The 25787-nt window shown below is 60.6% G+C and carries 28 protein-coding genes and 1 pseudogene; 9 read left to right on the forward strand and 20 right to left on the reverse strand.

The window, feature by feature from the left end:
* Positions 1 to 16: 16 nt before the first annotated feature.
* Positions 17 to 550, reverse strand: a complete 534-nt coding sequence (locus A7X97_RS17465) for a hypothetical protein (RefSeq protein WP_061478932.1) — start codon at positions 548 to 550, stop codon at positions 17 to 19.
* Positions 551 to 676: 126 nt separating this feature from the next.
* Entirely contained in the window at positions 677 to 871 is a 195-nt protein-coding gene (locus A7X97_RS17470) for a hypothetical protein (protein WP_061478933.1), read from the reverse strand.
* A gap of 1180 nt (positions 872 to 2051) precedes the next feature.
* Here A7X97_RS17470 and A7X97_RS17480 point away from each other — a divergent pair.
* Complete coding sequence (locus A7X97_RS17480) at positions 2052 to 3497, forward strand: EAL domain-containing protein (protein ID WP_235650041.1); 1446 nt, start codon at positions 2052 to 2054, stop codon at positions 3495 to 3497.
* Between the two features lie 477 nt (positions 3498 to 3974).
* On the opposite strand, the gene A7X97_RS21950 is transcribed toward A7X97_RS17480, so the two are convergent.
* From A7X97_RS21950 to A7X97_RS17495, 3 genes are all read right to left on the reverse strand, one after another.
* The gene (locus A7X97_RS21950) at positions 3975 to 4181 is read right to left on the reverse strand and encodes a hypothetical protein (protein WP_153643642.1); all 207 of its coding nucleotides are present in this window, start codon (positions 4179 to 4181) and stop codon (positions 3975 to 3977) included.
* 564 nt (positions 4182 to 4745) lie between these two features.
* Positions 4746 to 5360, reverse strand: coding sequence for a hypothetical protein (locus tag A7X97_RS17490; protein ID WP_032971128.1), 615 nt, complete (start codon positions 5358 to 5360; stop codon positions 4746 to 4748).
* A gap of 48 nt (positions 5361 to 5408) precedes the next feature.
* Positions 5409 to 5642 carry a hypothetical protein gene (locus A7X97_RS17495; RefSeq protein WP_106468504.1) on the reverse strand — a complete coding sequence of 78 codons (234 nt, stop codon included), beginning with the start codon at positions 5640 to 5642 and terminating at the stop codon, positions 5409 to 5411.
* Between the two features lie 1050 nt (positions 5643 to 6692).
* Here A7X97_RS17495 and A7X97_RS17505 point away from each other — a divergent pair.
* On the forward strand, positions 6693 to 7214 hold the full coding sequence (locus A7X97_RS17505) for a response regulator (protein ID WP_061478936.1): 522 nt from the start codon (positions 6693 to 6695) through the stop codon (positions 7212 to 7214).
* Here A7X97_RS17505 and A7X97_RS17510 read toward each other — a convergent pair.
* Together A7X97_RS17510 and A7X97_RS17515 are read right to left on the reverse strand one after the other, a co-directional pair.
* Positions 7178 to 7606 carry a response regulator gene (locus tag A7X97_RS17510; protein WP_065427813.1) on the reverse strand — a complete coding sequence of 143 codons (429 nt, stop codon included), beginning with the start codon at positions 7604 to 7606 and terminating at the stop codon, positions 7178 to 7180. The two genes, A7X97_RS17505 and A7X97_RS17510, sit on opposite strands and share 37 nt — an antisense overlap.
* 15 nt (positions 7607 to 7621) lie before the next feature.
* On the reverse strand, positions 7622 to 8632 hold the full coding sequence (locus tag A7X97_RS17515) for a sensor histidine kinase (protein ID WP_082783306.1): 1011 nt from the start codon (positions 8630 to 8632) through the stop codon (positions 7622 to 7624).
* A gap of 44 nt (positions 8633 to 8676) precedes the next feature.
* On the opposite strand from A7X97_RS17515, the gene A7X97_RS17520 reads away from it, so the two are divergent.
* The 4 genes from A7X97_RS17520 (at position 8677) to A7X97_RS17540 (ending at position 10915) form a co-directional block, all read left to right on the forward strand.
* Entirely contained in the window at positions 8677 to 9201 is a 525-nt protein-coding gene (locus A7X97_RS17520) for an EAL domain-containing protein (protein ID WP_235649995.1), read from the forward strand.
* A 568-nt stretch (positions 9202 to 9769) separates the two neighbouring features.
* Positions 9770 to 10246, forward strand: coding sequence for a chemotaxis protein CheW (locus tag A7X97_RS17530; RefSeq protein ID WP_046272126.1), 477 nt, complete (start codon positions 9770 to 9772; stop codon positions 10244 to 10246).
* 117 nt (positions 10247 to 10363) lie between these two features.
* Positions 10364 to 10597: a hypothetical protein gene (locus A7X97_RS17535; protein WP_125892000.1), complete on the forward strand. Its 234-nt coding sequence runs from the start codon at positions 10364 to 10366 to the stop codon at positions 10595 to 10597.
* Between the two features lie 39 nt (positions 10598 to 10636).
* Positions 10637 to 10915, forward strand: coding sequence for a hypothetical protein (locus A7X97_RS17540; protein ID WP_125892001.1), 279 nt, complete (start codon positions 10637 to 10639; stop codon positions 10913 to 10915).
* Positions 10916 to 11127: 212 nt separating this feature from the next.
* Here the strand turns inward: A7X97_RS17540 and A7X97_RS22270 are convergent.
* The 7 genes and pseudogenes from A7X97_RS22270 to A7X97_RS17585 all read right to left on the reverse strand — a co-directional run bounded on the left by A7X97_RS22270 (position 11128) and on the right by A7X97_RS17585 (position 17792).
* Positions 11128 to 13355 (reverse strand): annotated as a pseudogene (locus A7X97_RS22270) (methyl-accepting chemotaxis protein).
* On the reverse strand, positions 13355 to 13696 hold the full coding sequence (locus tag A7X97_RS17550; RefSeq protein WP_125892003.1) for a hypothetical protein: 342 nt from the start codon (positions 13694 to 13696) through the stop codon (positions 13355 to 13357). Before A7X97_RS17550 ends, A7X97_RS22270 begins: the two are co-directional and overlap by 1 nt.
* A 114-nt stretch (positions 13697 to 13810) precedes the next feature.
* On the reverse strand, positions 13811 to 14194 hold the full coding sequence (locus A7X97_RS17555) for a response regulator (RefSeq protein ID WP_046429004.1): 384 nt from the start codon (positions 14192 to 14194) through the stop codon (positions 13811 to 13813).
* A gap of 60 nt (positions 14195 to 14254) precedes the next feature.
* Positions 14255 to 14683, reverse strand: coding sequence for a BLUF domain-containing protein (locus A7X97_RS17560; RefSeq protein ID WP_061478940.1), 429 nt, complete (start codon positions 14681 to 14683; stop codon positions 14255 to 14257).
* Between the two features lie 61 nt (positions 14684 to 14744).
* A complete protein-coding gene (locus A7X97_RS17565; RefSeq protein WP_049452609.1) occupies positions 14745 to 15020 on the reverse strand; it encodes a hypothetical protein in 276 nt (91 codons plus the stop codon).
* 93 nt (positions 15021 to 15113) lie between these two features.
* Positions 15114 to 15548 carry a BLUF domain-containing protein gene (locus tag A7X97_RS17570; RefSeq protein ID WP_006375649.1) on the reverse strand — a complete coding sequence of 145 codons (435 nt, stop codon included), beginning with the start codon at positions 15546 to 15548 and terminating at the stop codon, positions 15114 to 15116.
* Positions 15549 to 17384: 1836 nt separating this feature from the next.
* Positions 17385 to 17792 (reverse strand): hypothetical protein, encoded by a 408-nt coding sequence (locus tag A7X97_RS17585; RefSeq protein ID WP_061478942.1) that lies wholly within the window; start codon positions 17790 to 17792, stop codon positions 17385 to 17387.
* 743 nt (positions 17793 to 18535) lie between these two features.
* Here A7X97_RS17585 and A7X97_RS17595 point away from each other — a divergent pair.
* Positions 18536 to 18910 carry an HNH endonuclease gene (locus tag A7X97_RS17595; protein ID WP_082783308.1) on the forward strand — a complete coding sequence of 125 codons (375 nt, stop codon included), beginning with the start codon at positions 18536 to 18538 and terminating at the stop codon, positions 18908 to 18910.
* Positions 18911 to 19185: 275 nt separating this feature from the next.
* Here A7X97_RS17595 and A7X97_RS17605 read toward each other — a convergent pair whose 3' ends face one another.
* The 4 genes from A7X97_RS17605 to A7X97_RS17620 form a co-directional block, all read right to left on the reverse strand.
* Entirely contained in the window at positions 19186 to 19800 is a 615-nt protein-coding gene (locus A7X97_RS17605) for a relaxase domain-containing protein (RefSeq protein WP_157805966.1), read from the reverse strand.
* Between the two features lie 10 nt (positions 19801 to 19810).
* Positions 19811 to 20509, reverse strand: coding sequence for an ankyrin repeat domain-containing protein (locus A7X97_RS17610; RefSeq protein WP_181503448.1), 699 nt, complete (start codon positions 20507 to 20509; stop codon positions 19811 to 19813).
* 198 nt (positions 20510 to 20707) lie between these two features.
* Positions 20708 to 21268 (reverse strand): hypothetical protein, encoded by a 561-nt coding sequence (locus tag A7X97_RS17615; protein ID WP_061478945.1) that lies wholly within the window; start codon positions 21266 to 21268, stop codon positions 20708 to 20710.
* The gene (locus tag A7X97_RS17620) at positions 21265 to 21807 is read right to left on the reverse strand and encodes a hypothetical protein (RefSeq protein WP_061478946.1); all 543 of its coding nucleotides are present in this window, start codon (positions 21805 to 21807) and stop codon (positions 21265 to 21267) included. Before A7X97_RS17620 ends, A7X97_RS17615 begins: the two co-directional genes overlap by 4 nt.
* Positions 21808 to 21963: 156 nt before the next feature.
* On the opposite strand from A7X97_RS17620, the gene A7X97_RS17625 reads away from it, so the two are divergent.
* The gene (locus tag A7X97_RS17625; protein ID WP_061478947.1) at positions 21964 to 22512 is read left to right on the forward strand and encodes a hypothetical protein; all 549 of its coding nucleotides are present in this window, start codon (positions 21964 to 21966) and stop codon (positions 22510 to 22512) included.
* Between the two features lie 93 nt (positions 22513 to 22605).
* Positions 22606 to 22944 carry a nucleotidyltransferase domain-containing protein gene (locus tag A7X97_RS17630; protein WP_046272133.1) on the forward strand — a complete coding sequence of 113 codons (339 nt, stop codon included), beginning with the start codon at positions 22606 to 22608 and terminating at the stop codon, positions 22942 to 22944.
* A gap of 138 nt (positions 22945 to 23082) precedes the next feature.
* Here the strand turns inward: A7X97_RS17630 and A7X97_RS17635 are convergent, their stop codons facing one another.
* Positions 23083 to 23874 (reverse strand): hypothetical protein, encoded by a 792-nt coding sequence (locus tag A7X97_RS17635; RefSeq protein ID WP_046272134.1) that lies wholly within the window; start codon positions 23872 to 23874, stop codon positions 23083 to 23085.
* Positions 23871 to 25640 carry an ATP-dependent nuclease gene (locus tag A7X97_RS17640; protein WP_082783310.1) on the reverse strand — a complete coding sequence of 590 codons (1770 nt, stop codon included), beginning with the start codon at positions 25638 to 25640 and terminating at the stop codon, positions 23871 to 23873. Before A7X97_RS17640 ends, A7X97_RS17635 begins: the two co-directional genes overlap by 4 nt.
* Positions 25641 to 25787: the final 147 nt, after the last annotated feature.

Raw genomic sequence — 25787 nt, forward strand, 5'->3', positions numbered from 1 at the left:
TTTGCGGCGGCCAACCTCAACGGGTCATGATGACTCGCGTGGATTCCCCATCCGAGAGCTTGACGCTTTGCATCAAAAGCCCACCCTGCGGAGGCATGAACTCTTGACCGGGAACGGACCACATGATGCCGGTGGTCAGGAAATATTCTCCTGCAGGCAGCCCAGTAAAACTGAAATTGCCTTGGGCGTCGCAAACCGATGTCTTACGCGCCTGCTTGTAATCGGCGCTGTCAGGGATGAACTGCACGTTGGCCGAACCCACGGTGGTATACCCGCTCTCGGCACTGCCGTAAAGCGCGAGCAGGCGCTCGCGACCATAGCCGGACTTGGGCTGCAAGGAGACTTCCAACCCCGCGCAGGTTCTGGGCTGACCACCCCGGGTTTGGAAGAAGGCTTGGCCGTTGATGGCGCCAGTGCCTTTCTCAGAGAACCAAGCAACTTCGCTGGGATCGAAAGTGGTGGTCAAAGCCACCTGCCGCGGCGGCGCTGGCGCAAACGTGGCGCAGCCTGACAGCAGCAAGATGCCGAGAGGAAGAACGAACTTTTTCATTGTGCCCCTGATAGCGCCTACCTTGGCGCGGGCACAGTTTACCGATTGCGTGACACCCCTCACAGTCTGCCCGAGCCGAGTTGGTCCCAGTGGCGTTTGTCTGGCATGGCATGGCAGCCAAAGCGGCTAGCCAAACCACCCGCGATCCACGCGCTCCAGATCGTGGTCTTCGCCAAAGGTGAGGGCAGCCTCTTTGGGCTGCAGGTCGCTGTAGCGGGACAACTCGGTGTCGGTGAGCCCCGCGTTCTGGATGGGGAGGGCGAAGTGCGCTTGCAGAGCGGCGTTGAAGGCGGTGCACCACTGGGCGTTGATGGTCGTCACGGGCGTTCTCTCTTAGGAAATGAAAGGGACCCCGAAGGGCCCCGTGGGGTTCAGGCGTCTTTGGGCTCCGGGAGGCGGAGCGCGACCACCCCGTTGACTGGCAGGGCGTTGAGCATGAACCTGCCGGCCGAACCTTGGCGATCATCGGCCAATGGGCTTCCCGGTCCCACCTCGGGGCTCCCTGGACGGGTGCGCCAGCAAGGGAGCGCTCGAGCGGTTTGAGGGCCGCCGCCGCCCCTAAAGACGGTCGAAGCCTCGGCCAACGCTGAACGCATAGAGGCTTGCGCCTTCGATCGCAGGGGATCACAGTGAAAAAAGGCCTTTCATGAGCAAAGACGACCACTGCTATGACCGCTCATCTTGATCAGTTCGCAGACCTGTGCATGGCTGCCCAGGGGTTTCGTCCCTCGCCAGCGAGGCTGACGGCGTTGTGTGATCAAGACCTGGTCTGGTTCCAGCCGGGCAAGCCAGCCCAGTTTGGACTCACCAAGCTGGGTAAGTCCCAGCTGATGGAGATGCTGAAGGCGTGTTGCTGCGGGACCGTGGATGATCCAATCGCCAGTGCCAAATCGATGCGACCGAACAACGCGGAGTTCTCGGCTGGAATGGCTTACTTCGACGAATTCGAGTGCAATTTGCGCTTGGGCGTTCGACCTGAAATTCTCCCGGACCGCCTTGCCTTCCTCGCTTGGCTGATCAAAGAGCAACCTAGCGCGCCCATGACCGCACAGAAAGCGCCATCGCCCACCCGACGCTGCCGACAGCCGTCCCGTCCGCACCTTGCACCATAGCACAAGGGCATGGCGTGTCTGACGGAGAGCGCAGGCGTGCTCTCGCAAGCCTAGGCGCTACCAAGTGCCCGCTTGCGCCATCCGTGCAACCGTATTGATCTTCGTAACAGACGCCGCAGGTGTCAATGCTGGCGATCGCCGGGCTCACGGCCTATTGCTGTACAGTTCAGACGCAGATGCATGGTTGTTCGATCGAGGCTTGCAAGCCAGTGGAGCTGGGGCTGAAGTTCATGGAAAGCTTGCCGATAAACCTGTAACAAGGTAAATGAGGCGAGAAGCCAAGCGAAGCGATGGCGCGTTTCAGATCGGGGGTTGCTTTGAGCGTTCGAGAAAATCGGCGTCGCTACGTCTCGACCGTAATAGGAGCCACGGCGGTGTGCCTCTTGGCGATGCTCGCGGTCGCCCAAGCCATCCTCTACGTGCGTGACAAGGAAGGGGCGGAGGCAGTGGCGGAAGCCGCGGTGACGCGCGCGGAGGCCATATCTCGTGACCGGCGCGTAGCGGCCGAACAAGCCTCTCGCATCGGACAGCCGCCTTGCTCCGACACCGACATCGACTCACTAAAGGAGATCGCGTTCCGCTCCATCTACATGAGCGACATCGGTCGCATCCGAGACGGACGCCTTGTCTGCAGCGCTCTCTGGGGGCGCTCGCGCCCCTACACCCTCCCCGCCCCACGCTTCTCCAGCGGCGCTGTCCGGCTTTGGCACGCGTCGGATCTCGTTGGCTCCCCCTACACCGGGTCCAATCTGATCGCCCAAGGCGACACGTTCACCGTGTCCTCCCCGTCTGCCTTCGAGAGCTTGGACCCTGCGCGCAGCAGCTCCATCAGCATCGAAACGAAGGACCGATCGTTTACATTCCGCACCTTGTCCCCGACCAGCCGCGTCGGCAGCCCGTCTCTCGTCCAAGCTCAACATTGCAGCCGGGTGGCCGACGTTTGCGCGTTCGTTACCAGCCCTAGGCACGTGGTGTCCGAACTGCCCTCGGCGTTGCTCACCACCATCCTGGCAGCGGGTGCCTCGGTAGGGCTTTTGCTCGCGTTCTTGCTGATCAAACACCAAATCACGGCTCGGCAAACCATCCAGCAACGGTTGGTGCTTGCACTGAAGCGCAGCGAGATCGAACTGGCCTACCAGCCACTGCGTCGAATTGGCACGCGGGAGCTCGTGGGATTTGAAGCGCTCAGCCGCTGGCGCCCGCCGGGAGACGATGAAATCCCGCCGGCCATCTTCGTGCCCATCGCCCACCGATTCGGCCTGAGTCCTGATCTTTTTCGATACGTGCTGGCCCGTGCCATGAATGATCTCGCCCCCGCGCTGAGGGAGCATAGGAACCTCTACGTAAGCATCAATGCCGAGCCCGTGGACATGGCCCAAGAGTGCGTCGTTCGCTACATCGGCAGCGTCACCAACGATTTTGGCGTGTTGCCAGAGCAAATTCGCATCGAGATCACCGAGCGGGAAGAACTCGTGTCCGCTGCCGCAAAGAGCAACATGCAGGCCCTCTCTGTTCTGGGATACCGGTTCTTGATCGACGACTTCGGGACCGGCAGCGCCAACTTCTCCCGCCTCGCCCAATCGCCGTTTCGAGGAATCAAGATCGATCGCATGTTCGTGGCCGCTATCAACGAGGACTCCCCCCTGCGGCCCGTTTTGCCAGGGATGTATCGCATCGCACGTGAGCTTGGGCTGGATGTCATCGCAGAAGGCGTCGAATCAGAGGCGCAAGATTTGCTGCTCTACCGGATTGCTCCAGAGGCTATTGGCCAAGGGTGGCACTATGGCTGCCCTCTCTCAACCAAAGACGCGCTTGCCGCCATCCAAGTTGGGTAGCCCTCGCGCACGGGTCGACCCGAGCGCGTTCACTGGCGCTTGACGTTCGCCCTAGCAAGATGTCCGTGCGTCCGATGGACGCGACAATCGTGAAAATCTCCGCTATGGCGCTGACCCCAGTTGGCGCCGCCGAACCCAAAGGGGTGACTCCCCCTCCCCTAGGTGACGCCCCGGCAGTTCAGGGCATCGTCGTGATCGGCACCCCTAGCAGGCGGCCTCTTTAGGGCAACGCGCGACACACACCCTCAGCAGTGGTCGCAACCGACTGGCCGCCGGTCTGGCCTTTTGCTGGTTAACGAACTGGCTCAGCGCTTTCCAACAGCGCCGCTCGGTTACTTCCCTGTGCCCAAGGCTGTCGCCGTGCAGCCCGCCTCTTTATCATGCTCCTGCGACGGCAATAGAGGGATCGGACAGCGGTATCTGGCGTGCGGACTGCGCGGACGACCCCGTAGATGAATTCTTCAGAATCCAATTGTCTCATCTGGTTCCGGTGGGGTTGTCGCGGTGCATCATATGCATTCCGCTCTGTTCAGCTTTTTGTTCATCTTCATGCCCAACATTGGACGTTTCTTCATCGATCAGGTTGAGGGTGTGCGGCGGGCCGACGGCTCGCTCTTGCAGGTCACGCGGATCAGTTGCGCTTGTCTGGAATGCGGCCGCCAACTGCGATTGGTTCCAGGGCATGGCCTGCTGGACTTGGACGGCGCCGCCGTGCTCACTTGCCCGCTCTGTGACAACCGCTAGGCGGTGGCACGCGCGAGGTTGGAAAAGCTTTGCCCCCAACCTAACCACCCGCGCATGGCGAGTCTTGATTGAAGAGTGGACCGCTGTGTGCTGGCCCGAAAGGGCCGATTGACGGTGCAGTCAAGCGGAACGCTCACCGGTTTCCAACGCTTGAGCTTGGGGCCACCCTGCTGCCAGACCGCGATTCGGTGGCCAGCCAATGGAGGAGGGGTATGCACAAGGCTGAGACGGAGGCGTTGGTCAAGTTGGAGCTCCGCCTGAGCGAGTGCGAGAGGCGCCTGCCCAACGCTGAGGGCGAAACCAATGCCTTGGAGTATGCGGTCAGGGCTTTGGTGGCCAGTTCTGCCAATCCCACCGCGGTGCGCCTTGCATGGGCCCACCTGATGCCCATGATCGTCGACATCCATGTGCCTCCCCAGCCAACGCTCCAATGCAGACTTTCTGCTTGGCTTGCGTCATGGACTGAGGTCCGTGGCCGAGCAAATCGACGCTTTGCCCTGCCCCCTAGAGACCTCCCAGATCGAGAACGGTTGCTTGGCCCTTTGAGAGAATTGCTGCCAACAGACGACCGCCCGCTAATGGCCGCTCGCTGTCGCCGTTGAGGTAAGCGGCTTGCAAGCGTCCTGCTGCCATCAACTCCGCCCGTCCCATGCCTGCTGGCTGATTCCGCAAGGGCTCTCCTGGCGACGCCAAGCCTCCCACCAGCGCTTGGACCACGGCGGGACGGCCATCTTCGGACTTTGCATAAGCGGTGGCAACCATGCGCTGGGCGTGCGCCGACCAGCCGCCCAAAACCAACTCGGTGTGCATAGCGCTGATGGGTATGCCAGCGGCTGCCGCCGCGCTCACGTAGTTTGGCCAGAGGCGATCAATCACGCCGCCAAGCTCGCCGGACAGCCGCTCTATCGTGAAGTCTGCTCGAAAACTGGCTTGGAGACAGAGCTCGTAGATTCTTAGGAAGAACTGGGCCGACCCACGCGTGGCCAAGACGGCGTTGTGCTGAGGCAGCAGAAGCAACTTGGCGCCCTCTGAGTGCGCCCCGGTTTGAGCATCTTGCGCAAGGGTATCGACGGTCACAGCCAAGTGATCGGCACTCAGCAACACGTTCAAAATGCTCATCTGCCGTCCTTGGGATCCATTCAGTCGATTGAACCTTCCAACGCCAATTCAGCCATAGGGGTTGTTGAGAATCTCAGACGCAATCCGCTCTCCCGCGTCCAACGCATGGAGGCACGACGACGCTTTGATGCTCAAATCCGAGCGCCCTCCCACGCCATGGACCTCGACAGCGAGAAGAACCCAACGGCTTTCACTGAGCCGCCAGATCTCGGAGGTGTAAACGTGCTCTCCCACCGACAAGGTGACCCGTTCTAAATCTTTGCCCGGCTTGGAAGTACCCATGGCCCTCGAACCCTGACTGTTCAAAAGCAGTGTGCACGCGAACGCCGCTGGCCTCAACTGATCGCCTTCCTGCGACGCGGGGAGTCACACTCAAGCGAAATGCCCCCCGATGGATCAGACCCAGTCCTCATTGGATGCCGGCGATGTGACCGTGACCTGCCCAACCTGGGGTGGCCGTCATGGCGTTGAAAGGGCGGGACATAGTGAGGGGGCCGCGCCCACCGCGTTCGGGGCATCTCCGGCCGACTCCACCGCTGAAATGGGCCCGATCTGCAGCAGAGCCAAGGCCGCCAAGCACGCCTGCCGACTGGCGAACGTCTCCCGGGGAGCCATCAAAACATGCCCGCGTGGCGCCACCAGCCGCCAGCGCCAACCTTCCGCCCCGGTGATCCGGGCCCAAAATCCCACCCGGTGGTATACCTCAACGTACATAGCTGCCTTGCGTGATCAATCTGCGATGCTAGCGCCATCGAACCGAGCTCGGCCTATCTTCCGGCCGGGCGTTTAACTCGTCTTTTGAACAACGCGCTCAGGCGTGCGTCGCTAGAGCCTGCTCCGGCCCCGGGACGCCCCGGCTCACAGGCTCATCCAGCAGGTTTGAGCCCCCAGGACGTCCGGGAAGAGACCGCAACAATTGACTCACCCTGTGGACGCTTCCTCCCCTACCCCCCTCCGCACCCAGCACGTAGAGAACCCGCCCCTCAAACTGGGCGGATGCCAGCTCAAGCCCCTCCACGTCTGCCAACTTCTTCGTCAGAAGAGCTCGCCACGACGCGGGCGGTTCGGATTCAAATTCGACGATCACCGCGGTATCACCGCACTCCAGCGGCATGATTTCGACGCGAAGGGCGTGGGGCGACGCTGCCGGCAAATCGGGGGCGGATCGGGCCATAGTGGGAGTGTCCAGGCGGGAGGGGGTGGGGATTGAGTATCCAGCCCTCGCGGCAAAACCGCGTCAAGGCGCGACGGCGCCCTCGCCTTCCCGTGATTGCCGTCATCACAGGGATGCACCAGCGCTTTACTCCCCGTCCTGCATGATTCCTCGAATTTTTGATCAACCAGGTTTGCTATGACTGCCTCTCGTACCCTCGCATCCTTCTTGTAGAGCACGACGTCGCCATCCGCGAATCGATGCAGGACGTTCTCAAAGACAGCGGCTATGACATCACTGCGGTCGGAGACGCTGAAGCGGCTGTGGAGCGCTTGGCACAGCAACCCGCCTTCGATCTCCTCATCTCCGACGTGGGCCTGCCGGGGATGAACGGGCACGATCTCGCCAAGCACGCCATGGCACGCCACCCTTCCGTGACGGTCCTGCTGGTCACCGGTCACGGGGGCGTTTCCGGCGCAGACCCACACTTCCTCGAAAACGACGTTATGCTGCTCAAGAAGCTTTCACGCTGCTGGAGTTGCTGGGAACGGTTCGTTCGACGCTTTGACGGCTTCCAGCAACAACTCGGTCACTCTTCTTTCCAACTCCCCCGCGGCGAACGGCTTGGTGAGTATCTCCATGCCAGACTCAAGCTGGCCGGCTCCTACCGCGACGCTTGCTGCATAGCCGGTGATGAATAACACCGGCGTGTCGGACGGCGCTGCCGGCCCGCGTCCGCCACCTGCCGCCCATTGAGCGAGCCCGTCAGGCCCACGTCCGTAATCAGCAAATCAAAGTGCTTTTCGCTGGCATGCACAGTGAGGGCGTCGCTGCCGTTTGCAGCCGCCTTCACGCGGTGGCCCAAACTGCTCAGCACCTCTTTCACCAGCGTGCGCATGGCGGTCTCGTCTTCTACCAGAAGGACCGAGCGACCAGGCGACGTGGCTGGGGGAAGCGCGGGCGTTTCCTGGATTCGGTCATCGGTATCAGCCGTGCTTTGCGGCAAATAAAGGTGCATCGTGGTTCCCACCCCAGGGATGGAGTCAACCGCCACCTGACCGCCGGATTGGCGCGTGAATACGTAGATCGGCAAGCCCCACCCCGTGCCCTACCCGATCGGCTTGGTCGTGAAGAAGGGCTCGAACACCTTTTCAACAACGCTCGCGTCCATGCCGGTTCCCGTGTCTCGGACCGACAAGCGAACATAGGGTCCAGGCGTCAGCACCAAACGCTCCGCCAGTCCGCCATCGACGTGTGAGAGCTCGGCCTCAATCGAGATGCGCCCTCCATCCGGCGTCGCATCGCGCTCGTTGATGCACAGGTTGAGAAGGGCGTTTTCCAGCTGCGGAGCATCCACCCGCACGACGTCCTCCACTTGATCCGACCGCGTCTCGATCTCAATGGAGGGCCCGATGGAGCGGGCCAGGATGTGGAGCGTCCTGTTCACCATGGCCGACACGTGGATGGCCGACGGTGCCAACGTCCGCCGGCGAAAGAACGCCAACAGTCGTTGGGTTAACGCTGCAGCTCGGTCGGCCCCCGTTCGAGCCATCTCCACGTAGCGACCCAGGTCCTCCAAACGGCCTTGGCCAACGCGCATCTCCAACAGCTCCAAGCCCATGGAGACCCCGGTGAGCATGTTGTTGAAGTCGTGGGCAATGCCGCTGGCCAGTTGGCCGGGGGACTCCATCTTCTGGCCCTGTCTCAGCCGTTCCTCCATCGCCATCAGTTCGTCAGTGCCGGCCTGCACCCGCTCTTCAAGCGTTGCGGTCAACTGCTGCAAACGCTCTTGAGCCACGCGGCGATCGGTGATGCCGGAGGCTGCACCGAACCACTCGCTCACGTTGCCTTCGCTGTCCATCAACGGGACTGCCCGCAACTGTATCCAGCGGACGGAGCCGTCTGGCAACAAGGCGCGGTGTTCTACCTCCAACGGCGACGCCAACTCCGGGGCATGAGCAATGGCCAATTCCACCGCGGGCCTGTCCTCGGGGTGGATCAGCTGTTGACGCCAGTTGCCCCCAGTGGCCTTGAGCTCGGCCATGTCCCCTTGGCGATAAATCTGCTCCTGCTGCCAATCGGGGGAGATTGAGTAACGCGACTGGGTGGCCGCGGCCACCAGTGCCCCCAGGGGCCGCTCGCTTGCGCCTAGGATTGGCACAATTGGCGCAATGGAAGCGTGCTGGCCTTGCGTTGAGCCTTTCCATCAACCTCTCCGCTCGGAATGTCGCGCGGCAAGGAATGGCCGATGAACTCGTGGCCAAAATCCACGCGCAGGGGTTGGATTGCCAGGACGTGGAGGTCGAGATCACCGAGGGAGAATGGCTGCGGGTCAACTCGCTGCCGGGCGAGCAACTCAAGCGGATGGCCTCGTCAGGCATTCGGCTCGCGGTGGATGACTTCGGCAGCGGCTACAGCAATTTCGGATACCTGACCGAGTTGCCCATTCACACGCTCAAGCTCGACAAGTCGCTGATAGACGATATTTCCGAAGACCAACGCGCGTTGCTCAAGGTCCAAGCGATCGTCGGTCTGGCCCATGATCTGGGCTACTCGACCGTCGCTGAAGGAGCCGAGACGAACGGTCAGGTCGCCAAGCTCCAAGGCCTTGGGTGTGACGAAATTCAAGGTTTCGCGCTTTCCAGACCCATCAGCGCCATTGAGTTGGCCGAGCTCCTTGCGCCCTGACCCGAGGGAGTTTGATACTCGGTCTTCCAGCCGACGAACCGTCCCGGATGGAAGCACGCGGAAGGATCCTGCAGCGTGCGTATCGCTTTCAGGAAGTCTGCGAGATCGCTGAGGCCGCTGACTGCCTCTGGCCTATTTCAGGACCCTACCCGTGGCTAAACCGGTTTTTTTTTTGCTTCGCTTTGTCAATGGAGAACTGACCTCCGACGGCGCTCTGGCGCGTCTGCATGCTGTTGAGGCCACTTGTAGCAGCTGTGGTCTCACCTCGCTGCTAGCACCGGGCGAGGGCCTGACGGACTTGGAAGGCGCCGGTGTGATGGTGTGCCCACACTGCCAGAACCACCAAGCGGTGAGCCGGATGAGGTTGGAAGAGTTCATGAAGCGAATGGCCGGCACGAACGCTACAGCCACCGCTAACCCATCGTCTTCGGACGACGGGCAGGTCTTGTCAGAGTGAGGCCCTTGGCCTGCCAATCTGAACGCCTCGGATTTCCTAGGGCATGAATTGCCACGGTGGACACATTAAGGGCATGATGCGATCGCCCTTTGGTCTTTGCCCACAGAAACCATGACCGTTCCCCTGCCTTATGATCCATTTCTGCAGGCCTCATCAGAGCCATTGCTGGAGCTGGTGATTGTGCGTGTGGGCTGCGATTTGTTCGGTGTGGATGTCGAGTCGGCCGTGGAAATACGCGGACCAGAGACGCTGACCCGAACCCGGGACCGCCAGTTTGTAGTCTCGATCAGAGGGCAAGACGTCCCTGTGGTTGATCTGGGCTTGATCACCGGAGGCGATGCAGTCGGGACGGGTTGTCCAGCAATGCTGTTGGTTCAATCCGCGGTTCAGCTGTTCGCCCTTGCAGTGGACGAAGTCTTGGTCATCGAGAGCCTGTCTGCCTGGCGTGCCGAGCCTGCCGCTCACAGCGACCGATTCGCTGAGCTCTGCCCGCAGGGCGTGCAGCTGGGGAACGGCAAACGCGTCGCCGTCATTGACCCTGGTCGTGCCCTATCCATTCAGCAACGGCTGGAGATCGATTCAGGTTGATTGCCCAATGCTGCACGGTGCTGCCGCTTTCAGTTGCAACCGATTCGCGCGCGTTCCAAGTTCCACGCTTTGCGGTAATCTCTGGCTGACAACGCGATTCCGTGCATGGGGCGCTCGATGGAGAAATTCGACGGAGCAACGTGGTTCCCACTGGACAGGTTTGAAGTCGGCATTGACGCCGAAACAGCAGTGGTTGCACTCGGGCTTTACCAAGTTCGCAACGCGGCCGGTGACTCGACCATGTGCGGCTCGACGATGACTCCGACGCAAGCGGAGCGAATTGGCAATGCCCTTCTGATCGCCGCCAACCGTGCTCGCCTGACGATCCCGGGCTCAAGCAGCAGCCACTGATCCTCTTCTGTGTTGATGTGCCTGCTCGCGGAGGGCTTGGTGAACGACGAGGTCAGGGACGCATTTTTGCGTCTTCAAGAAGCAATGAATCGCATGCATATACGTGTTGCGGCGCTGGAAGCCGCCACAGTGCTCCTGCTTCGCACGAACGCCGGCAACGCCAACGTCGCAGACGAGTTTGAGCGCAGCATTCGGCACTACCTCCAAGGGATGGACCAGCACCGGGACCATGTCTTCGCGTTCGAGGAGATCGTCGAGCCATGGCTGGGCATCCTGAGGGAACCATTGGCTGGCATTCCCCCGTCTCCGAGCCGCTGAACTGCCAAAGCGGAGCGGCCATCGGGCGGCCGTAACCTCGGCCAATGCCATTGCCGCCTCGCCGCCTCACGGCGCAAGGCGCCGAGCTTTCGGCGCGCTTGCGGGTCTGAGGCCGCCATCCAGGCGGCCTCACCCACGGTGACTTCAGCGGCAACTTCGGTCAACCATGCCCTGCGAGCGACCATGCGTTCGCACTGGCCTTGGAAGGGCGGTTAGAACTCCTGCCAGTGCGCTGCGTCCGCAGATACCTGCCGTGCGGGACGAGCTGGCAATGCCTTCGGCGGGGTTGGCTTGCCCGCGTAGGCGGTTTGAGAAAGGCGGGAGCCGTCCACAGCACCTGGCTTGGCCAAGCTTGCACTGGCCGTGGCTGGCGTCTTTCCCTGCGCGCGTTCATTCACCTTGAAGACCGCGCCGGCGGTTGCCAGCTGTACCGACTGGTCTTCCATGGATCGGGCAGCGGCGGTCGCTTCTTCCACCAACGCGGCGTTCTGCTGGGTCGTTTCGTCCATCTGAGAAACAGCCTGGTTCACTTGCTCGATGCCCGACGCCTGCTCCTGAGAGGCGGCAGATATCTCACCAATGACGTTGGACACGCGCTCAACCGAGCTGACAATCTCAGACATCGTCTGGCCAGCCTGGTCAACCAGCGCCGATCCTTGAGCGACCTTGGCCACAGAGTCCTCGATTAGCCCCTTGATCTCCTTGGCTGCAGAGGCAGAGCACTGTGCCAACGTGCGCACCTCGGAGGCCACCACGGCGAACCCTCGACCCTGGTCCCCGGCTCGAGCCGCCTCCACGGCCGCATTGAGTGCGAGGATGTTGGTCTGGAAAGCAATGCCAACGATCACGGAGATGATGTCCCCGATGCGGCGCGACGAGGCTTCGATACCCCCCATCGTCTCCACTACTTTCCCGACCACTCCACCGCCCTGCCCGGCCACGCGCGAGGCCCCACTGGCCAACTCGCTGGCCTGGCGTGCATGCTCAGCGTTTTGGTGCACGGTGGAGGTAAGCTCCTCCATGGACGCCGCCGTCTCTTCCAAGTTGGCCGCTTGTTGTTCGGTGCGTCGCGACAAGTCGCCATTGCCCGCGGCAATTTCCGTCGACGCGGTATTGATTGCCGTGGATGCCTGCTGGATGCGGGAGACGATATCGGTCAGCTGAGCCACGGTCGCGTTAGCGTCTTCGCTCATCGTCGCAAAGACGCCGCGGAAGTCGCCTTCCATGCGGTGGGTCAAGTCGCCAGAGGCAATGGCCTGAAGCAAGGTGGAGACGGCGCTGAGGCTGTGGTCAGCTGTCTCCATCAGACGGTTGAGGTCCGAAACCATCAATTCAAAGTCGTGCTGGAACGCAGACGTGTTACCGCGGGCGGAGAAGTCGCCGTCGGCAGCCGACACTGCCAACCGCTTGATCTCCGTGTTGATCGCCAGCAGACTTGCTTTGGCAGCGTCCATCGATTCGTGGAGCACGCCCGGGAGCCGGGCAGGCGTCGCGCGTCACGCCGCAGGTCACCGGCCGCATACTCGTTGAGCACTTGGATGGCATCCAGGATGGCCTCAAGGTGCTCGAACACCATTGTGTTCATGCCCTTGGCCAGCTCGCCGTAGACACCGGGCAGGTCCTCCGGAATCCGGTGCGAGATGTCTTCGGCCTCGTGAAGCTTGACCATGATCTTGGTGTCGTTCGAAAAACGCTCCAAGGTGGCAACCATTTGACGGAGGGAGAGCAGCATCTGGCCCGCCTCATCGCGGCTCTGGTAGTCGGTTCGCACGTTGAGGTCGCCATTGGCCACGCTGCGGATAGCGGGCAACGCCTCACCAATGGGCCGGGTGACCGAACGGCTGATCGCCCACCCCAGCACGCTTGCGACCAAGTACAGCACCGCCAAGACCAAGCCTGTGATCGACATCAGGTTGTTGAGGCTTGCTGCGTTGGTTGCGAGTTCAGCCTTCATGCCGCGAAGGCTGTATTCGCTGACTTTATCCATGGCGTCGAATAGCGCCACGCGCTTTGCCCTGGATTCTGTCACCGAGATCGTCTGCGCGGCCTCGGCATCGCCAGCGAGGAGCGCAGCGTGAAGCTGATCGTGGATGACAAAGTAATCGCTCAACGCAGCGCTGACCGGCTTGAACAACGCGGCATCTTCGCCATCGGCGAAGGACCGCAGGTATTGCTTCACCAGCTCGTTGATCTTGGCCTTGCCCGCCACGATCCGCTGTTCGTATTGCTTGACGGCCTCAGCGGAAGTGGCTTCGCTGACCTGGGAGGTTTCGTAGATGCGGAGATCGCCGAACTGCGCACGCATCTCTCCGATGGCATAGCTGCCAGGCGCCCAGACGGACTCAATCCTGGACAACTCCTGCTTCGAATGTGACGCGCGGACAATAGTGAAGATGCCCAACGCCAAGGTCATGCTGGTCGTTATGGCGAATGCCAGCATCAGTTTTTTGGAGATGCTTCCGACGTGGCTTCGTCGGCGCACAGGAAGAACACGGCGTCGCCGTGGCTTGAAGCACTCAACGCGCTATGAATGGAGATAAGCGCGGCGAAAGGAGACCTGACGAAGGCCTCCTGGTAACTGTGGCCTTTGATCTCGCTCGCCGTGGCCAACAGCGCGCGCTTGGCCTGCTCCGCTCGATCAGAAAGCGGCCGATTGCTGGAGTCGGGAAATCCAATGGCGAACGACGTATTCAGGAGCCAGTTCTTGAACGCTGTCTGCAGGACAACGATCTGGTCGCCGTCTTGAAAGTGACGGTGCTGAACGACAGTGCTTCTGATCATGCAAGTAGCGCGCATTGATGGGCAGCAGCGACGTTCGCTTCCAGCGTATCCACTGTAAAGAGGAAGGCTTGCGGTCCAATGCACTCCAAAGGGCGGATGCATGTTGCCAGTCAGCTAGCGCACGTGCGCGCCTGCCGGTTCGCCTCTGCAATCTTTGCCAAGCGCCTCGATCCAGGAATCGATCTGTTTGACGCCGTAGGGCTTGGACAAAACACCCCGATCCCGGTGCCGGCTGATCACATCGTTCGGATGAAGCGTGGAGGTAAAGAAGAAAGCGATGCCATCGCGCCGAAGTTCGTCTGCCAACTTGTATGCACTGCGCCGGGCGTCAGGGCTGGCGGGCACATCCAGAATGACGACGTCGACGTGCCCCGCTTGCGCTGCGCGCAAGGCTCCTGAGCTGAATTCCAAGCATTCGACGTCATAGCCGAGCTCTCTTAGTTCGACTCCAACCAACTCACAGATGGAGGTTTCAATGTCCACGAAGAGAACGTTCATGTGGATTGCCGTTCCACAAGGTCGGGTCAAATTTTCCACACGGTCAGCAGCTGGTTCAAGCTAGTTGGGACGACTTCTGCTTTCGGCAAAGCGCACAAGGAGATCCATCGCCGTTGAATTCATTGCGTCCGCATCGCCCCGCTGAGAGAAGCTGGCCCAGTCTGCCATCGCGATGCTCTGCAGCTGGCCCTCCTTGGCCAAAAACAGCCGCATAGGCCACCGCGGCAGCCGACGTTGCGAGACACGCCCGCGTGCCAACTCGATGAAGTTCAGGTGGCTGCGCACTTCGGATGCCCTGGCGTAGGCAACGCGAAGGCCATCCGGTGGACCCTCCAGGTAGGACAGGAACCGGGCCCCGTCGCACAAGGTCACCCCGGTCACGCCGGCCTGTCTGTTGAACCGCTCCGCGTCGGCTATCAACTCAACCAGCCGCCCAAGGCTAAGGTAGGGGCTGGCCTCACTCACAAAAACCACCGCACGGTTTGGCATGACACGCTCCTAAGATTGCTTCAGACCCAACAACCTGACGGGTCGGGAAGAGCAGCAAGTGCTACACGGCAACCTTTGATTTTGCCTTCCAGGCGCCTGTTTCCAGATCCTTCCGCAGCACCCAGTCCTTCGCCGGAATCTTTGCCCCACGGGCGGTCAGGTAGTCCGGCATGAATAGCATGATCTCCCCCCCTTGAATCAGACAGCTGGTCGAGAGGACCACGCCGTCACTGAGCTCGACCAAGCAGGTGGTTCTCTCGCCCAGTTCAGCCTGCTCGCCTGTCAGGGACGCGGTGGCCCCTGGGTAGATGTGGCTGTGAGTAAATTCCAACCGCATGGCATGCCCCTGTCGAATGCCTCAAATTCATGACTCCCCTGCTTCCACTGTGCAACGTGAATCGGGCGGCCTACAGAGGAAATCCGTTACCCATCACTGCGGAACGTCATCGAGACGATTGCCGACCAATGCGGCAAGCCGCTCCATCCCCGTTTCTGGGATGAATTTCCCTCCGAAGCGTTGGGAGAAATTCACCCAGTTCGACCTCATCAGTGCTTTGAGCTCGGCTTCTGAAATCCGCAGGAAGAGCAATGCATGCGCAGGGAACCGCAACTGCTGGATGGATCCCCGCGCCAGCTCAACGATTTCGGTATGCAGGGTGAAGGACTGGGTGTAAACGGAGCTCGCAGCCACCGCACTCGCTGTGCCTTCCAAATACGTTAAAAACCTGCTGCCGTCGAAGCATACAACTGCACGCGAGCCGCACTTGGCATTGAACTCTCGGCCTGCACGCATGACTTCGGGCAAGCGCTCCTCACCGATCTCTTCCACAGCCGCGCTTACGAACACCACCGCACACTTAGACATTACGGGCTACCTTTCACTCGGCACCAGTGCAAGCCGGCCAACGTGGATCAGCTGTGTACAAAACGCAGGCCAGCTTGAATTTCAGTTTTCAGTTGCGCTATTCCTGAACCTTTAAGAGTGCACCATGGCTAGCCCCGTCCCCGACTCAAGTTGGCTGCAAGAGCGATGACCTCGCTAGGGATCACGGCCCCGAGGTGCGCGAGAACCGCGGCTTGGACGACCTCTGTGTTGCAGAGGAAGAATATCCCGTCTCGCGGCCCAGCCGACGTCAGAGACCGGTTGACACTGATCACCGAAGCTGGCACATCGCTCACGAACACTTCGTGAAACTTCGACCCCGCAAAGCGCGCTTGGAGGGCTCTCCGACTTGCTTTCGTGTCCTGCCGTAGCTCCACACCGTATTTTCCAGACAATCCGATGCCACTGGCGGTAAATACGTAATGATTTTTAAACGAGGTCAACCACACCAGAATCGGTCCGCCCTCGGCGAGAACGCGTCTGTGAGCAAGCTTGCTACGTATCATCGGGCTGCTCGTTGTTGGCCTGATTGATCGATTCGTCCCTCTTGTGGCTCCGTGGGCGGCGCGAATTGCGAGCTACGAACGATGGACAGGATCAGTATCCGACAGCGGCAGCGGTGAGAGCAACGCCTGCGCGCCGCCCGTCATTCTGGCCGTCCGGGTAGATGGGCTCCACGCACCACAAACGGCCGATCTGTAAGCGAAACAAACCGAGCGGGCTGTGTAGGGCTTAAATCCTTTGGCGGCCCGACAGGCTCAGCCGAAGCGATCATTGCTCCGCCGATTCAGACCCCCGGTGCACGCGAGACAGACGCCAGCCACCGTGCGACTTGAAATAGCCGGTGTCGCCCGTCAACGAATAGCGGACTCCGGCCCAAATCGATGTCGCTACGGAGCTGTGCCAAGCGCGAGCCTTCTGGTAGGCGTAGTGAAACGAACGCATCATCTCGCTCTCCTGCGGCGCAACCATTCCCGGCAGGACGGCGCCTTGAAGAGCGCGATTACAAGCTGGAGCAGCGCCAGACCAGTTGCGGAAGCCAAGATAACCATAGCAAGAGACAAAAGTAGTTCCATGATGGGGTCCTACAGTCCCACGGGTTGGCAGCAAGTCATAGCGCCCGGGCCATTGGCGCTCAGCGGCCCCCTGTCCGCTTGGGGGTGAAGATCGCCGCAACCGCGTGACATCGGCGTGAAAGTCATCTGCCGATCGTTTGCCTATGAATCCACCCAAAGGTACCCCTGCATCGGCGCTCTACCCCAGCCAAGTCGAGTTGATTGAACGGTTCAGGCAATGTGCCTATTTCCATCAGTTAGCCTTGCCAATCTTTCGGAAGAATCATCCGACACTGGCCGCTACGTTACCGATGGGTCAACTCCCGCACGTTGACCGTTCGACACAGTTTCCCCGCCGCTTCTAAAATCAACCGAGTAGATGCGGCGCTGGTGCGCAATCGATCGCGGATGAGGCGCCAAGAAAAAGCCTCCGGCGGACATCTACGCCCGATCAGCTTTAGCCGCTGAGGCCAATGGCAGGCAGCAGCTAGCTTCAATTCCCTCTGCCGCACCACACCCTCACCCATCAGTTTCGATATCAAGACTTAGGCCTTTACCGCTGCATCCTGATTTGATCGCATGCAGGACCAGATGCAACAGCAAGCCAGACGAACCAAGGCCCTTCGCGTGTGACCGCGGTGATCTGCGCTTGAATGGGGATTCTCGCCCCCGTCCCCCGTTGCCGGGTGAGATGGCCTCGACGGCACACCCACGGTAACCAAAGCTCTTCGGGCCACCATCAGGGGCCCATGGGCATCCGGTGTCAGACTTCTTCCCGGAACACGTCGAATTTCTCGGCCAGCCACTGCTCCACGGTTTTCCCTTTGAGCTCTTGGGCCAAGTAGCTGGCGCACAACGAGCTGCCGTCCGAACGCAGGTTGGCCACCGTGTGCGCAGCCATGACTGCAGCCCCAAACAGGTGCCCCTGGGTGCGCCCGTTTTCCTCCCACCCTTTGGGCAGCGATTCAATGGCCGCCAAGGCTTCTTGCCCTGACAGGTATTGGATGCAAGTCAGGTAGGACCATTGGAGGCCCACTTCCTCGCGCAAGCGCCTGCCGGCGGCCTTCTCGTCCAATCGGCCCTCGGCACTGTCCAGCAGCACGTGGGCGGCCGCGATGGCTTTGCCTTGCGGCGAGAGCCGGCTCTTCTTCTTGGGGCACAGGCCGCGCATGATCAGGCCTTCTTGCCGGCCTTCTTGGCGACGGCTTTCTTCGCAAGTTTCTTGACGGCCTTCTGGGCGGCCTTCTTCACCGGCTTGCCCGCCTTCTTGACCACCTTGCCCGGTGCCTTCTTCGATGCGCCATGGGCCGGGGGAACTTCGCTCCGGGGTTGGCCTGAGCCCACGCCTTGCCCTCGGCGGACTTGGCCCACGCGGTGAAGGCCTTGGGGGCCAAATCCCGACCTGCCCACGTCTCACCGGTTGGGAGGCGATACTTCGGCGCGACCTTGCCCAGCTTGCGGCCCTTTCGGGGTCCCGGGGCAGCATTGGCGGCGTGCGCCGGCTTGGCGTCGATCGTTTCTCCGATGAGCTTGGCCACCTGCCGCCGCTGGGCCGGACTGAGGACCTTCGCATACTTCTGCAGGACCGCCAGGGCTTTGGGCACCTCGCCGTCGCGCTTCTCCACCAGTTTCTTCTGGGCTTAGAGCTGTTTGATTTCGGCGTTGAGGGATTTCAGGGTGGTCAGGGCCAAAGGAGCGCTCCGGTAGGGAATCCAACGGTTATAGCCCATCGTTCCTAGCATGGCCACCCGAACGGGCCCCATCTTGACACCCACCACCCTGGGGCGCGATAACTCCCTTGCCGCGAGGGGAAATGCCCCCGGCGTATTGCCTGCTTAGCTCAAGGCAACAGGTTCCCGATTCGATCGCACAAGCGACGACGGGATGGTTTTTCCTGTTTTTTGAGATCTAAGCATGCCCAAACTCCAACGGTTGAGAACCGAGGCTTTCCTCGCCCAGAAGGGCCGGTGCTGCTATTGCAGCCTGCCGATGTGGAACGCCTCTCCCGATGAACTAAGGCCGTTCGGCCTGAGCGCCAAAACGGCCACGCCGCTCCGTTGCACCGCTGAGCACCTGGTGGCCCAGCAAGAGGGCGGCAAGGACGTGGTAGGCAACATCGCTGCCGCCTGCTGGCTCTGCAACATGCGCCGGCACAAACGCAAGTCGCCGCCCTCCCCCGAGGCTTACCGCGCGTTCGTGCAGAAACGCTTGGCGAAGGGCAAGTGGCACCCGCCGAGCGTGGCCAAGTTGCGCCTCAAAACGCGTGGAACGCAACCACCCGACGGATGAGTTCCGCCACGCTCACGTGCTGCCGCTGCGCCTCGCGGCGGACGCGGTCGGCCAGGTCTCGGGAAGCCCGGATAGGCGGCAAGCGGTCGTCCCTGGGGCCGGCAACGGGAGAGCGCAGCAGTTGGGGGCGCGCCAGGTAGGCGGTGAGCCATTGGCGCACGGCTTCGCTCTCGCTCACCCGGCTGCTCTAGCGCGTGCGGCCAATGCCTGGCGCAAGGTTGAAGAAAGGGACACTTTCGGCAGCACGGCCGTCAAGGGAGGCTTGGACGTCAGCGTCACAGCCTCTGCCTCAGTCGGCCCACGGGGGCTGGGCGGAAGAAGCGCTCCAATCGTTTGGTCTCCAGCAACGCTTCCATGAAGGCCCCCATGGCGTGGGTATAAGCGTCCTCGCTGGCCGCCAACCGCAAGCTCAGCGCAAGCCGTTCCCACTTTCCGTTCGGTGCGCATGCGATGGCGAACAACCAGTGGTGCGTCCAGTCATCCTCCAACCGATCGGATGCAACGAAGAGCACCCGGTGATCACGCTGGAACGGCAGGAACGACAGCGCCTGGTCAACCGCATGGCGGTGGGCAGCCTGTAGCCGTGCCCTCTCCTCGCCGTCGGTGTCCAGTAACGCCGCGAACCCTTTGGGCAGGCGCAACGAAACGCGGTAGCCCGCCGCCCGGGCGTGGTGGCCCTCGCCTTCGCACAACCGCTGCTGCCCATCGAAATCCTGGCCCATAGCGAAGCGCCGCATGGCCTCCTCGGTCACTGGCCCACCGGGCTTCAACTGGGTCAACCACGCACCACCCCAGCGCAACGCGGCCAAGGGCGCCTCCAGCAGTTCTGCGAAGGCGAACCCATCGGCGAACACGTCCTCCCGGCAGAGGCAGGTGAGTTGCAGGTTCATGGGATCACCCTCATAGCCGTGCCCTACTATTAGGAACGGCTTTCGTTGCGCCAGGGAGAGTCGCATCCAAACGCAGGGCCTCTTGTTCCGTTTCCCATCTGCATAGGCGATCGCGTATTTCCGGACGTTGCTGTTCGAGCCACGCATCGGGACGTGGCTCTGCATTGACAAACTGCAACCAAGCCTTCGAACGCGGATTGGCCCCTGCCTGCAACAACAGGTCGAGCAGCTCCACGTTGCCCGCCAGATAGGCGAAATAGATAGGTGACCGCCTTATCTCGCCACAGTCGTAATCCGCGTCCGGATCTGCGCCAGCTTCGAGCAGCACGCGACAAACCTCGAGCCACCTTCGCCCATTTTCTTCCCATGGACTGTCCTGCATAACAGCAAGAATAAGTGGCGTTTTTCCATCTTTTCGCTCCCGAGCGTTCACATCAGCGCCATCTGCAATCAACTGCTCAAGCTCCCTCAGCTGGAACCCTCCTTCGCGGTCGAATAGCTGAAAGATGGGTGGCATCCGGCGATGCCTTCTCCATTTACCCATGCGTTTCTCAATGACATAGCGGGGGATCAGGATTGGAGACAGCAGCGTCAATACAAGGAACTCCACGCGAACCTTCCAGATCGGCTCTTGAAATAGATTTGGTGGGTTACGCAAATCCTTTAACCATCCCCGCATACCCTTTTTTATACTTGCCACGAAATTCATGTCAGCCCCCATGGAATACATTTGTATCCCTTCAGATCCATGCAAGCAGAAAGGGACATCCTGTCCAGAGGGCTTTACTGACTAAAGCGGAAAAACGCTGGGGTTGCACGACAGTTTGCCAAACTGTCACCCTCCCCTTGCGCGTTTCCGCTACAGCGGAAAATCAGTGGGTCAGGAGGACGCATGGCCAACACCGACTTACTCGCTGCAATTCAACAGCGCAACCCCGCCCAGGTGGCCCTGGCGATCGGGCGCGGGGCCCAACCCAACGCGCAAGGCCTCAGTCAGGCGCTCCCAGGTTCCGTCGGGGGCGCAGGCGGTGGCGAACAGCCAGTGATGCGTCCAGTCGCCCCCCAAGCGATCGGACGCGACAAACAGCACCTGGTGATCCCGTTGGCATGCCAGCGACAACAACGCACGTCCAACGGCTCGAAGGTGGGCGAACCGCAGCAGGTCGCGTTGTTCCGCGTCAGCCATCGCCAACTCATCGATAAATCCCTCCGGCAGGCGAAACCCCACCCGGTAGCCCGCTGCACTTTCGTAATGAGCGGCGCCCTCCCACAATTGCTGAATCCCATCGAAGTCCTGGCCCAACGCGAAGCGCCGCATGGCTTGCTCGGTCACCTGTCCGCGCAACTTCAACACAGACAGGCACGAACCGCCCCAGCGAAGCCTGTCCAAAGGTGTCCCCAACAGCGCACTGAAAGAAATGCCGTGGGCGATGATGTCCTGGCGACAGAGGCACGAGAGATCAATCACCAGAGGCCTTCCTTCTTGCACGCCTCAGGGTATTGGCTGGAATGGCTGCAAGGACGTTCCAGAATGTTCTTCGAAAACTCATAAGCGCCAAGCGCGTAGTCGGCCTCCCAATCCACCAACTCCTTGTTGTCGCCTTTCAGGCAAACCGCCCATTGGTAGCGCTTAACCTCATCCTCTCCCCTCTGGAAGAGCTTGTAAGCCTCTATCTTCTCAGTGCCCGGCACGTTCATCCGGTAGAGCACCTTAAAATTGTCGGCTGCCGCCACACGCGCCTCGTTCAGCCTGCAAGTCAGCCCATCTTTTTCCCACGTTCCATCGGAGCATTCTTTGGGAACGCCCTCGTCGGCCACGGCAATGATCTCGGCAGCCATGGGCATCGCCTCCTCGATCGCCTGCGCCCTCTTGGTTACCGCATCCTTCTTTTCCAGCTTCTCCGTCAAAACGGCGATGGTGAAGAGGACGCAAAAAAGCGCCGACATCCCCAGGGTGAACTTACCAACCTCGCTCAGGATGTCCCACGCCCGGTCCCAACCCTTCATGCACCCTCCTTTCTGGAATACGTTTGTATTCCTTCTCCCCCATGCAAACAGAGAGCGGCGCGGTGTCCAGGGCTTCGGGACGGCTAAACTCAGAATGTGCGGCCTCTGGCCGACAGATTCAGAAGCCCGCATCCTCCACCGACCTTGAAGGCACCCATGCCCGTCTCTGATCCCCTCGCGTTCGACCTGCTGCGGGCGTTCGCGCAGTTGGAGTTTCGCCTCAAGAGCGACCCAGGCTTTCTTCGGGCCGGTCCCTACCGAATGGCCCAGGTGAACTGGCCTGCGGTGGATGAGGCGGTGTCACGGCTGGACGATCCACTCTTCTTCGATCGGGTGTCGGACAGCACGCGCGAGCAAATCCTCACACCTCCACGTGATCGCCCGATGGTCCAGGAGGTGGCGGTGATCAACGGCCTCAACCACGCTGTCTTCCAGCGCCTGCCCCTTCATCAATCCAATGCCCGCGCTTTGATCGAAGCGGCACGCCGCGTGCGCAACAACCTCTTCCACGGGGGCAAGGAGGAGCCGCATTTGGGCGATGATGACGAGTGGGCCGCCGCCGCACTGGACGTGGCCGAGTGCCCGCTTCACCTGCTGAACTATGGCACGCTTAGATCGGGGGTAGGCCCGTGGGGGAGATGGGACGCCCATGCTTTACCTGAAGACCGAATAGCTTGTCGCCGGCAGACACCGGCCGACCGGTAAGCTGCTGTGCGCGCGGCAGCAGATCCAAGAGCACGCATCATAGGATGATAAAGTCCGCCCCAGCTGGACAGCTGATCTGACATTGGAGTTGCAATGGACCTAGAAGTGATCGAAGCAGTGCTGCTGAAATGGGCTCGCCAAGAACCTATCATCGCGAAGATCCACTTGTTCGGGAGCCGGCTAAGAGGCGATCATCGCCCCGACAGCGACATTGACATCGCGGTGGAGCTTGATCTTTCAGCGGCACCAGGAGTCGACTTTAGCGATGGGTTCGCGACCTTCAGCCGATACTCCGAGCACTGGGAGGCCGAACTAGCGCAACGACTGCCCATCCCGGTTGACTTGGAGTTCTACCATGGCCCCGAGGAAACCCCGATCCTCCATGCGGGGCTCGAACGGTCGGGAAAGCTCATCTACGAAAAGTTTCGTTAGAACATCGCGCTCCGGAGCACCTAACGCCGCCGCCCCAGCCCCGACTTCCGCCCTGAGCCACGAGCGCTTCGATTCCACCATTTCACTATTTCGATGGAACCAAGCGCTCACCCGGGCTACTCAAAGAGACAACACCGGTTAAATGTCGTGCTGTTTGACAAAGCGAGATACCTTCTGCGCCTCAAGGTCTTTGTTCCAGGCCTTTGCAAAATCGTCTGGAACATCTAGGTTTGCCTCGTCGAACTTTACGGTAGCCGGCAATTCACGCCAGAACAGTTCAATAGACGCAGCAAAGTCATCGACGTGAACATCCGACACCTCCATGTCGGTGTCGTCGAACAAGTTCCATCCGTGAGAACTTGCTCGCAAGAACTCCGGGTAGCGCAGCTGGAGATCGTCCAATGACTTCCCCTCCCCGTGCTTGAACACATTGACGACCAACCGCATGGCATCAATGCGTGGGTAACAGGCGAGAGCAGAAAGGTCCAAGCCGATGGCTTCAAGCAACCTCTCCAGCTTCGCGCTATCCAGCTTCCAAAGAGCGCGCCGCGTGTTGTCGCCGATCACCAACTTGGGCCACCTAAACTCACGAACGAGGAAGCGTCGAAATGTCTTGTCCCAATGGTGATACATGCCAGCCACCACACTGAGGCGGGTTCGATCATGCATCTCACTTAGAAGCTGGTAGAACTCGACGCCGTGATCGCGCGCAGCGTCCGCTAGATCGCCAGGGTCGTGCCAGTCAGGGTCGAAGGACTGACCGCTGCGCTCCCAGTGCTCGGATTCCGCTTGATCGGCCTCCGCCTCAATGTTGGCGAACTGAGACAGAAGGCGGGTCTTGGCCTGCTCAACGTAGAACCGATGCTCCGAGACGCGGAGCTCCCGTTCGGAATCCACCAGCTGATAGGCGCTCCACTCGCGGCCGCTCATGCCGGCTGAACCGCAGGCGGGGCATCCAGCCATTCGATCAAGGATCGAATGCCATCTGCGTCCGAGCAGCAATCTTCCAGTGGCTCGCTCTCCAATCGGACTTGGAGAGATAGCCAGGCGTGTTCCGACTTCTCCGAAATCCCAAGGTGAGGCTCAATGGCACCAGCGCCCCACAACCAAAGGCCTTGAGCACGCAGTTTCTGTATTAAAGCAGCGATGTGGGGCTTTGCTTGGTCATCGGCCGCAAGCAACTCGAATGCCTTCGAAGCCGGCCCTTGAATCCCCTTGCAAGGCAACGCTCCGTCTAAAGTCACGACGCCCGCGCCTGCCATCCTCGCGAGAACGTTCTTGCACGCAGCAACATCGGGATCATCCGCCTGCAGGAAACCATGCTTTGTTGCTTGGCGGAAAGCGAAATCCAAGTCCACGATGGCACACGCAGGCAACCCTAGGGCAGACAAAACTTCCATTGACTTACGAGTATCCGAGACCCCACTCATCGCAACAATTGCCAACGATGACTGCCCCATGGTTTTGCCCGCCACCAACTGGAAGATGGATGGCAACAGCCGGAGTTCGGTCTTCCCTTCTGTGAGCACGACTTTGTCGGCAAACAATATCTGAGACGAATTTGTCAGGCTGAATAGCTGCTGGAGTTGATGCGTGGGATTGTCCACCAATTGTTCTACGACGGATTGCATGCGCGGACGGGCTTTGGTTCCCTCCGGATGCTTTTTCGTCATTAGCAGAGCGTTCTTCGCGTCCTTGGCCAAGATCATCTGAGCAGAGTGGGTTGAGAACACGACCTGATATCCAGCCTCTGACAACGCACGCAAGGCTTCACGCACCTGCTCCACTGCAAAGGGGTGCATGAAGAGTTCCGGCTCGTCCACCAGCAGTAGCGTTACTCCGCCCGCAGCCGCTGCTCCACGCTTGAGATCCGCCAGATGCCGGACCATGGCCATCTGGATGGCGCGCTGCGCGCCATGGCCGTATGACCCGAAGGCACGTCCACGCCCCTCCCCTTCGTAAACTTTGACAGTTCCCGCCTTAATGAGGTCATTGAAGACCGGCACTGGGAAATCCAGCTTGATGTGGATACCAGGAAAAAGATCCGAAATCTTACGATTGATTGAATCGTCGATGCGACCCAACTCTTTAAAACGATCCCCACCTTCTGCAGAGATCATTCCTAGGATGGCTGCCAAGTGCGGGGTCAAGGCCTCCTCGTGCTGCTCTTGGATAGCGGCAAGCATCGAGGCCAGCAGCTTGCCGATCGTGGTCGTCGTCTTGGCCTTACTGGCGTCCTCCTCAGCATTCTCCATTGCTCCGATGCGAATAGGATCTGGAAAGAGTGCTGAGATGGCGTTATCGATGCCCGTAGGGTTCGGCTCCCAGTCGCCTGTGTCGGGATTCATCACGGTCAGTTCGGTGTCGCCCCCAGGCACCTGCTGTTCGCGACGAACCATCAGCGCCCCGTCCCGAACGTGTCCTTCAATCTTCTTTCGGTGCTTTTGCTCCAGGACCGCCAGATCAGCCTCGGTGATCCCACGCAGTGTTCCCATCACTTGCACCGGCAGGGTCGGCTCGTGGAAATCTTCCACACCAAGCTTTGCCTTACGCACGAGCCATTGGAGCGCGGTAAGACAATTGCTCTTCCCGCAATTATTCAACCCAACCAGCGGTGTAAAGCTGGTCAGCTGCAAGCTTGTGGAAACACATGATCTAAAATTCAGAACATCCAAACTTGAGATGTAGACAGCCATTCCATTGCCCCCTGTTATCCTGATTACTTACCGATCGCTGCAGCTGATCGGTAAGGCTGCTGTTGTTTTCATCCCTCAACTGCGCGATGAGGCAGACGGCCCGCCCGTCGCTGCGCTCGGCCCACAACTGTCCGACCAGGCGCCCTC

The sequence above is a fragment of the Stenotrophomonas sepilia genome (assembly GCF_003244875.1).
Classification (GTDB): domain Bacteria; phylum Pseudomonadota; class Gammaproteobacteria; order Xanthomonadales; family Xanthomonadaceae; genus Stenotrophomonas; species Stenotrophomonas sepilia.

Bases quoted from the DNA above. Each gene is read 5' to 3' on its own strand.
- A7X97_RS17465 (WP_061478932.1), bottom strand. From the start codon at position 550: ATGAAAAAGTTCGTTCTTCCTCTCGGCATCTTGCTGCTGTCAGGCTGC.
- A7X97_RS17480 (WP_235650041.1), top strand. From the start codon at position 2,052: ATGCTCGCGGTCGCCCAAGCCATCCTCTACGTGCGTGACAAGGAAGGG.
- A7X97_RS21950 (WP_153643642.1), bottom strand. From the start codon at position 4,181: ATGCCCTGGAACCAATCGCAGTTGGCGGCCGCATTCCAGACAAGCGCA.
- A7X97_RS17490 (WP_032971128.1), bottom strand. From the start codon at position 5,360: ATGAGCATTTTGAACGTGTTGCTGAGTGCCGATCACTTGGCTGTGACC.
- A7X97_RS17495 (WP_106468504.1), bottom strand. From the start codon at position 5,642: ATGGGTACTTCCAAGCCGGGCAAAGATTTAGAACGGGTCACCTTGTCG.
- A7X97_RS17530 (WP_046272126.1), top strand. From the start codon at position 9,770: ATGACCGTTCCCCTGCCTTATGATCCATTTCTGCAGGCCTCATCAGAG.
- A7X97_RS17535 (WP_125892000.1), top strand. From the start codon at position 10,364: ATGGAGAAATTCGACGGAGCAACGTGGTTCCCACTGGACAGGTTTGAA.
- A7X97_RS17550 (WP_125892003.1), bottom strand. From the start codon at position 13,696: ATGATCAGAAGCACTGTCGTTCAGCACCGTCACTTTCAAGACGGCGAC.
- A7X97_RS17555 (WP_046429004.1), bottom strand. From the start codon at position 14,194: ATGAACGTTCTCTTCGTGGACATTGAAACCTCCATCTGTGAGTTGGTT.
- A7X97_RS17560 (WP_061478940.1), bottom strand. From the start codon at position 14,683: ATGCCAAACCGTGCGGTGGTTTTTGTGAGTGAGGCCAGCCCCTACCTT.
- A7X97_RS17565 (WP_049452609.1), bottom strand. From the start codon at position 15,020: ATGCGGTTGGAATTTACTCACAGCCACATCTACCCAGGGGCCACCGCG.
- A7X97_RS17570 (WP_006375649.1), bottom strand. From the start codon at position 15,548: ATGTCTAAGTGTGCGGTGGTGTTCGTAAGCGCGGCTGTGGAAGAGATC.
- A7X97_RS17585 (WP_061478942.1), bottom strand. From the start codon at position 17,792: ATGCGCGGCCTGTGCCCCAAGAAGAAGAGCCGGCTCTCGCCGCAAGGC.
- A7X97_RS17595 (WP_082783308.1), top strand. From the start codon at position 18,536: ATGCCCAAACTCCAACGGTTGAGAACCGAGGCTTTCCTCGCCCAGAAG.
- A7X97_RS17605 (WP_157805966.1), bottom strand. From the start codon at position 19,800: ATGAACCTGCAACTCACCTGCCTCTGCCGGGAGGACGTGTTCGCCGAT.
- A7X97_RS17610 (WP_181503448.1), bottom strand. From the start codon at position 20,509: ATGAATTTCGTGGCAAGTATAAAAAAGGGTATGCGGGGATGGTTAAAG.
- A7X97_RS17620 (WP_061478946.1), bottom strand. From the start codon at position 21,807: ATGAAGGGTTGGGACCGGGCGTGGGACATCCTGAGCGAGGTTGGTAAG.
- A7X97_RS17625 (WP_061478947.1), top strand. From the start codon at position 21,964: ATGCCCGTCTCTGATCCCCTCGCGTTCGACCTGCTGCGGGCGTTCGCG.
- A7X97_RS17630 (WP_046272133.1), top strand. From the start codon at position 22,606: ATGGACCTAGAAGTGATCGAAGCAGTGCTGCTGAAATGGGCTCGCCAA.
- A7X97_RS17635 (WP_046272134.1), bottom strand. From the start codon at position 23,874: ATGAGCGGCCGCGAGTGGAGCGCCTATCAGCTGGTGGATTCCGAACGG.
- A7X97_RS17640 (WP_082783310.1), bottom strand. From the start codon at position 25,640: ATGGCTGTCTACATCTCAAGTTTGGATGTTCTGAATTTTAGATCATGT.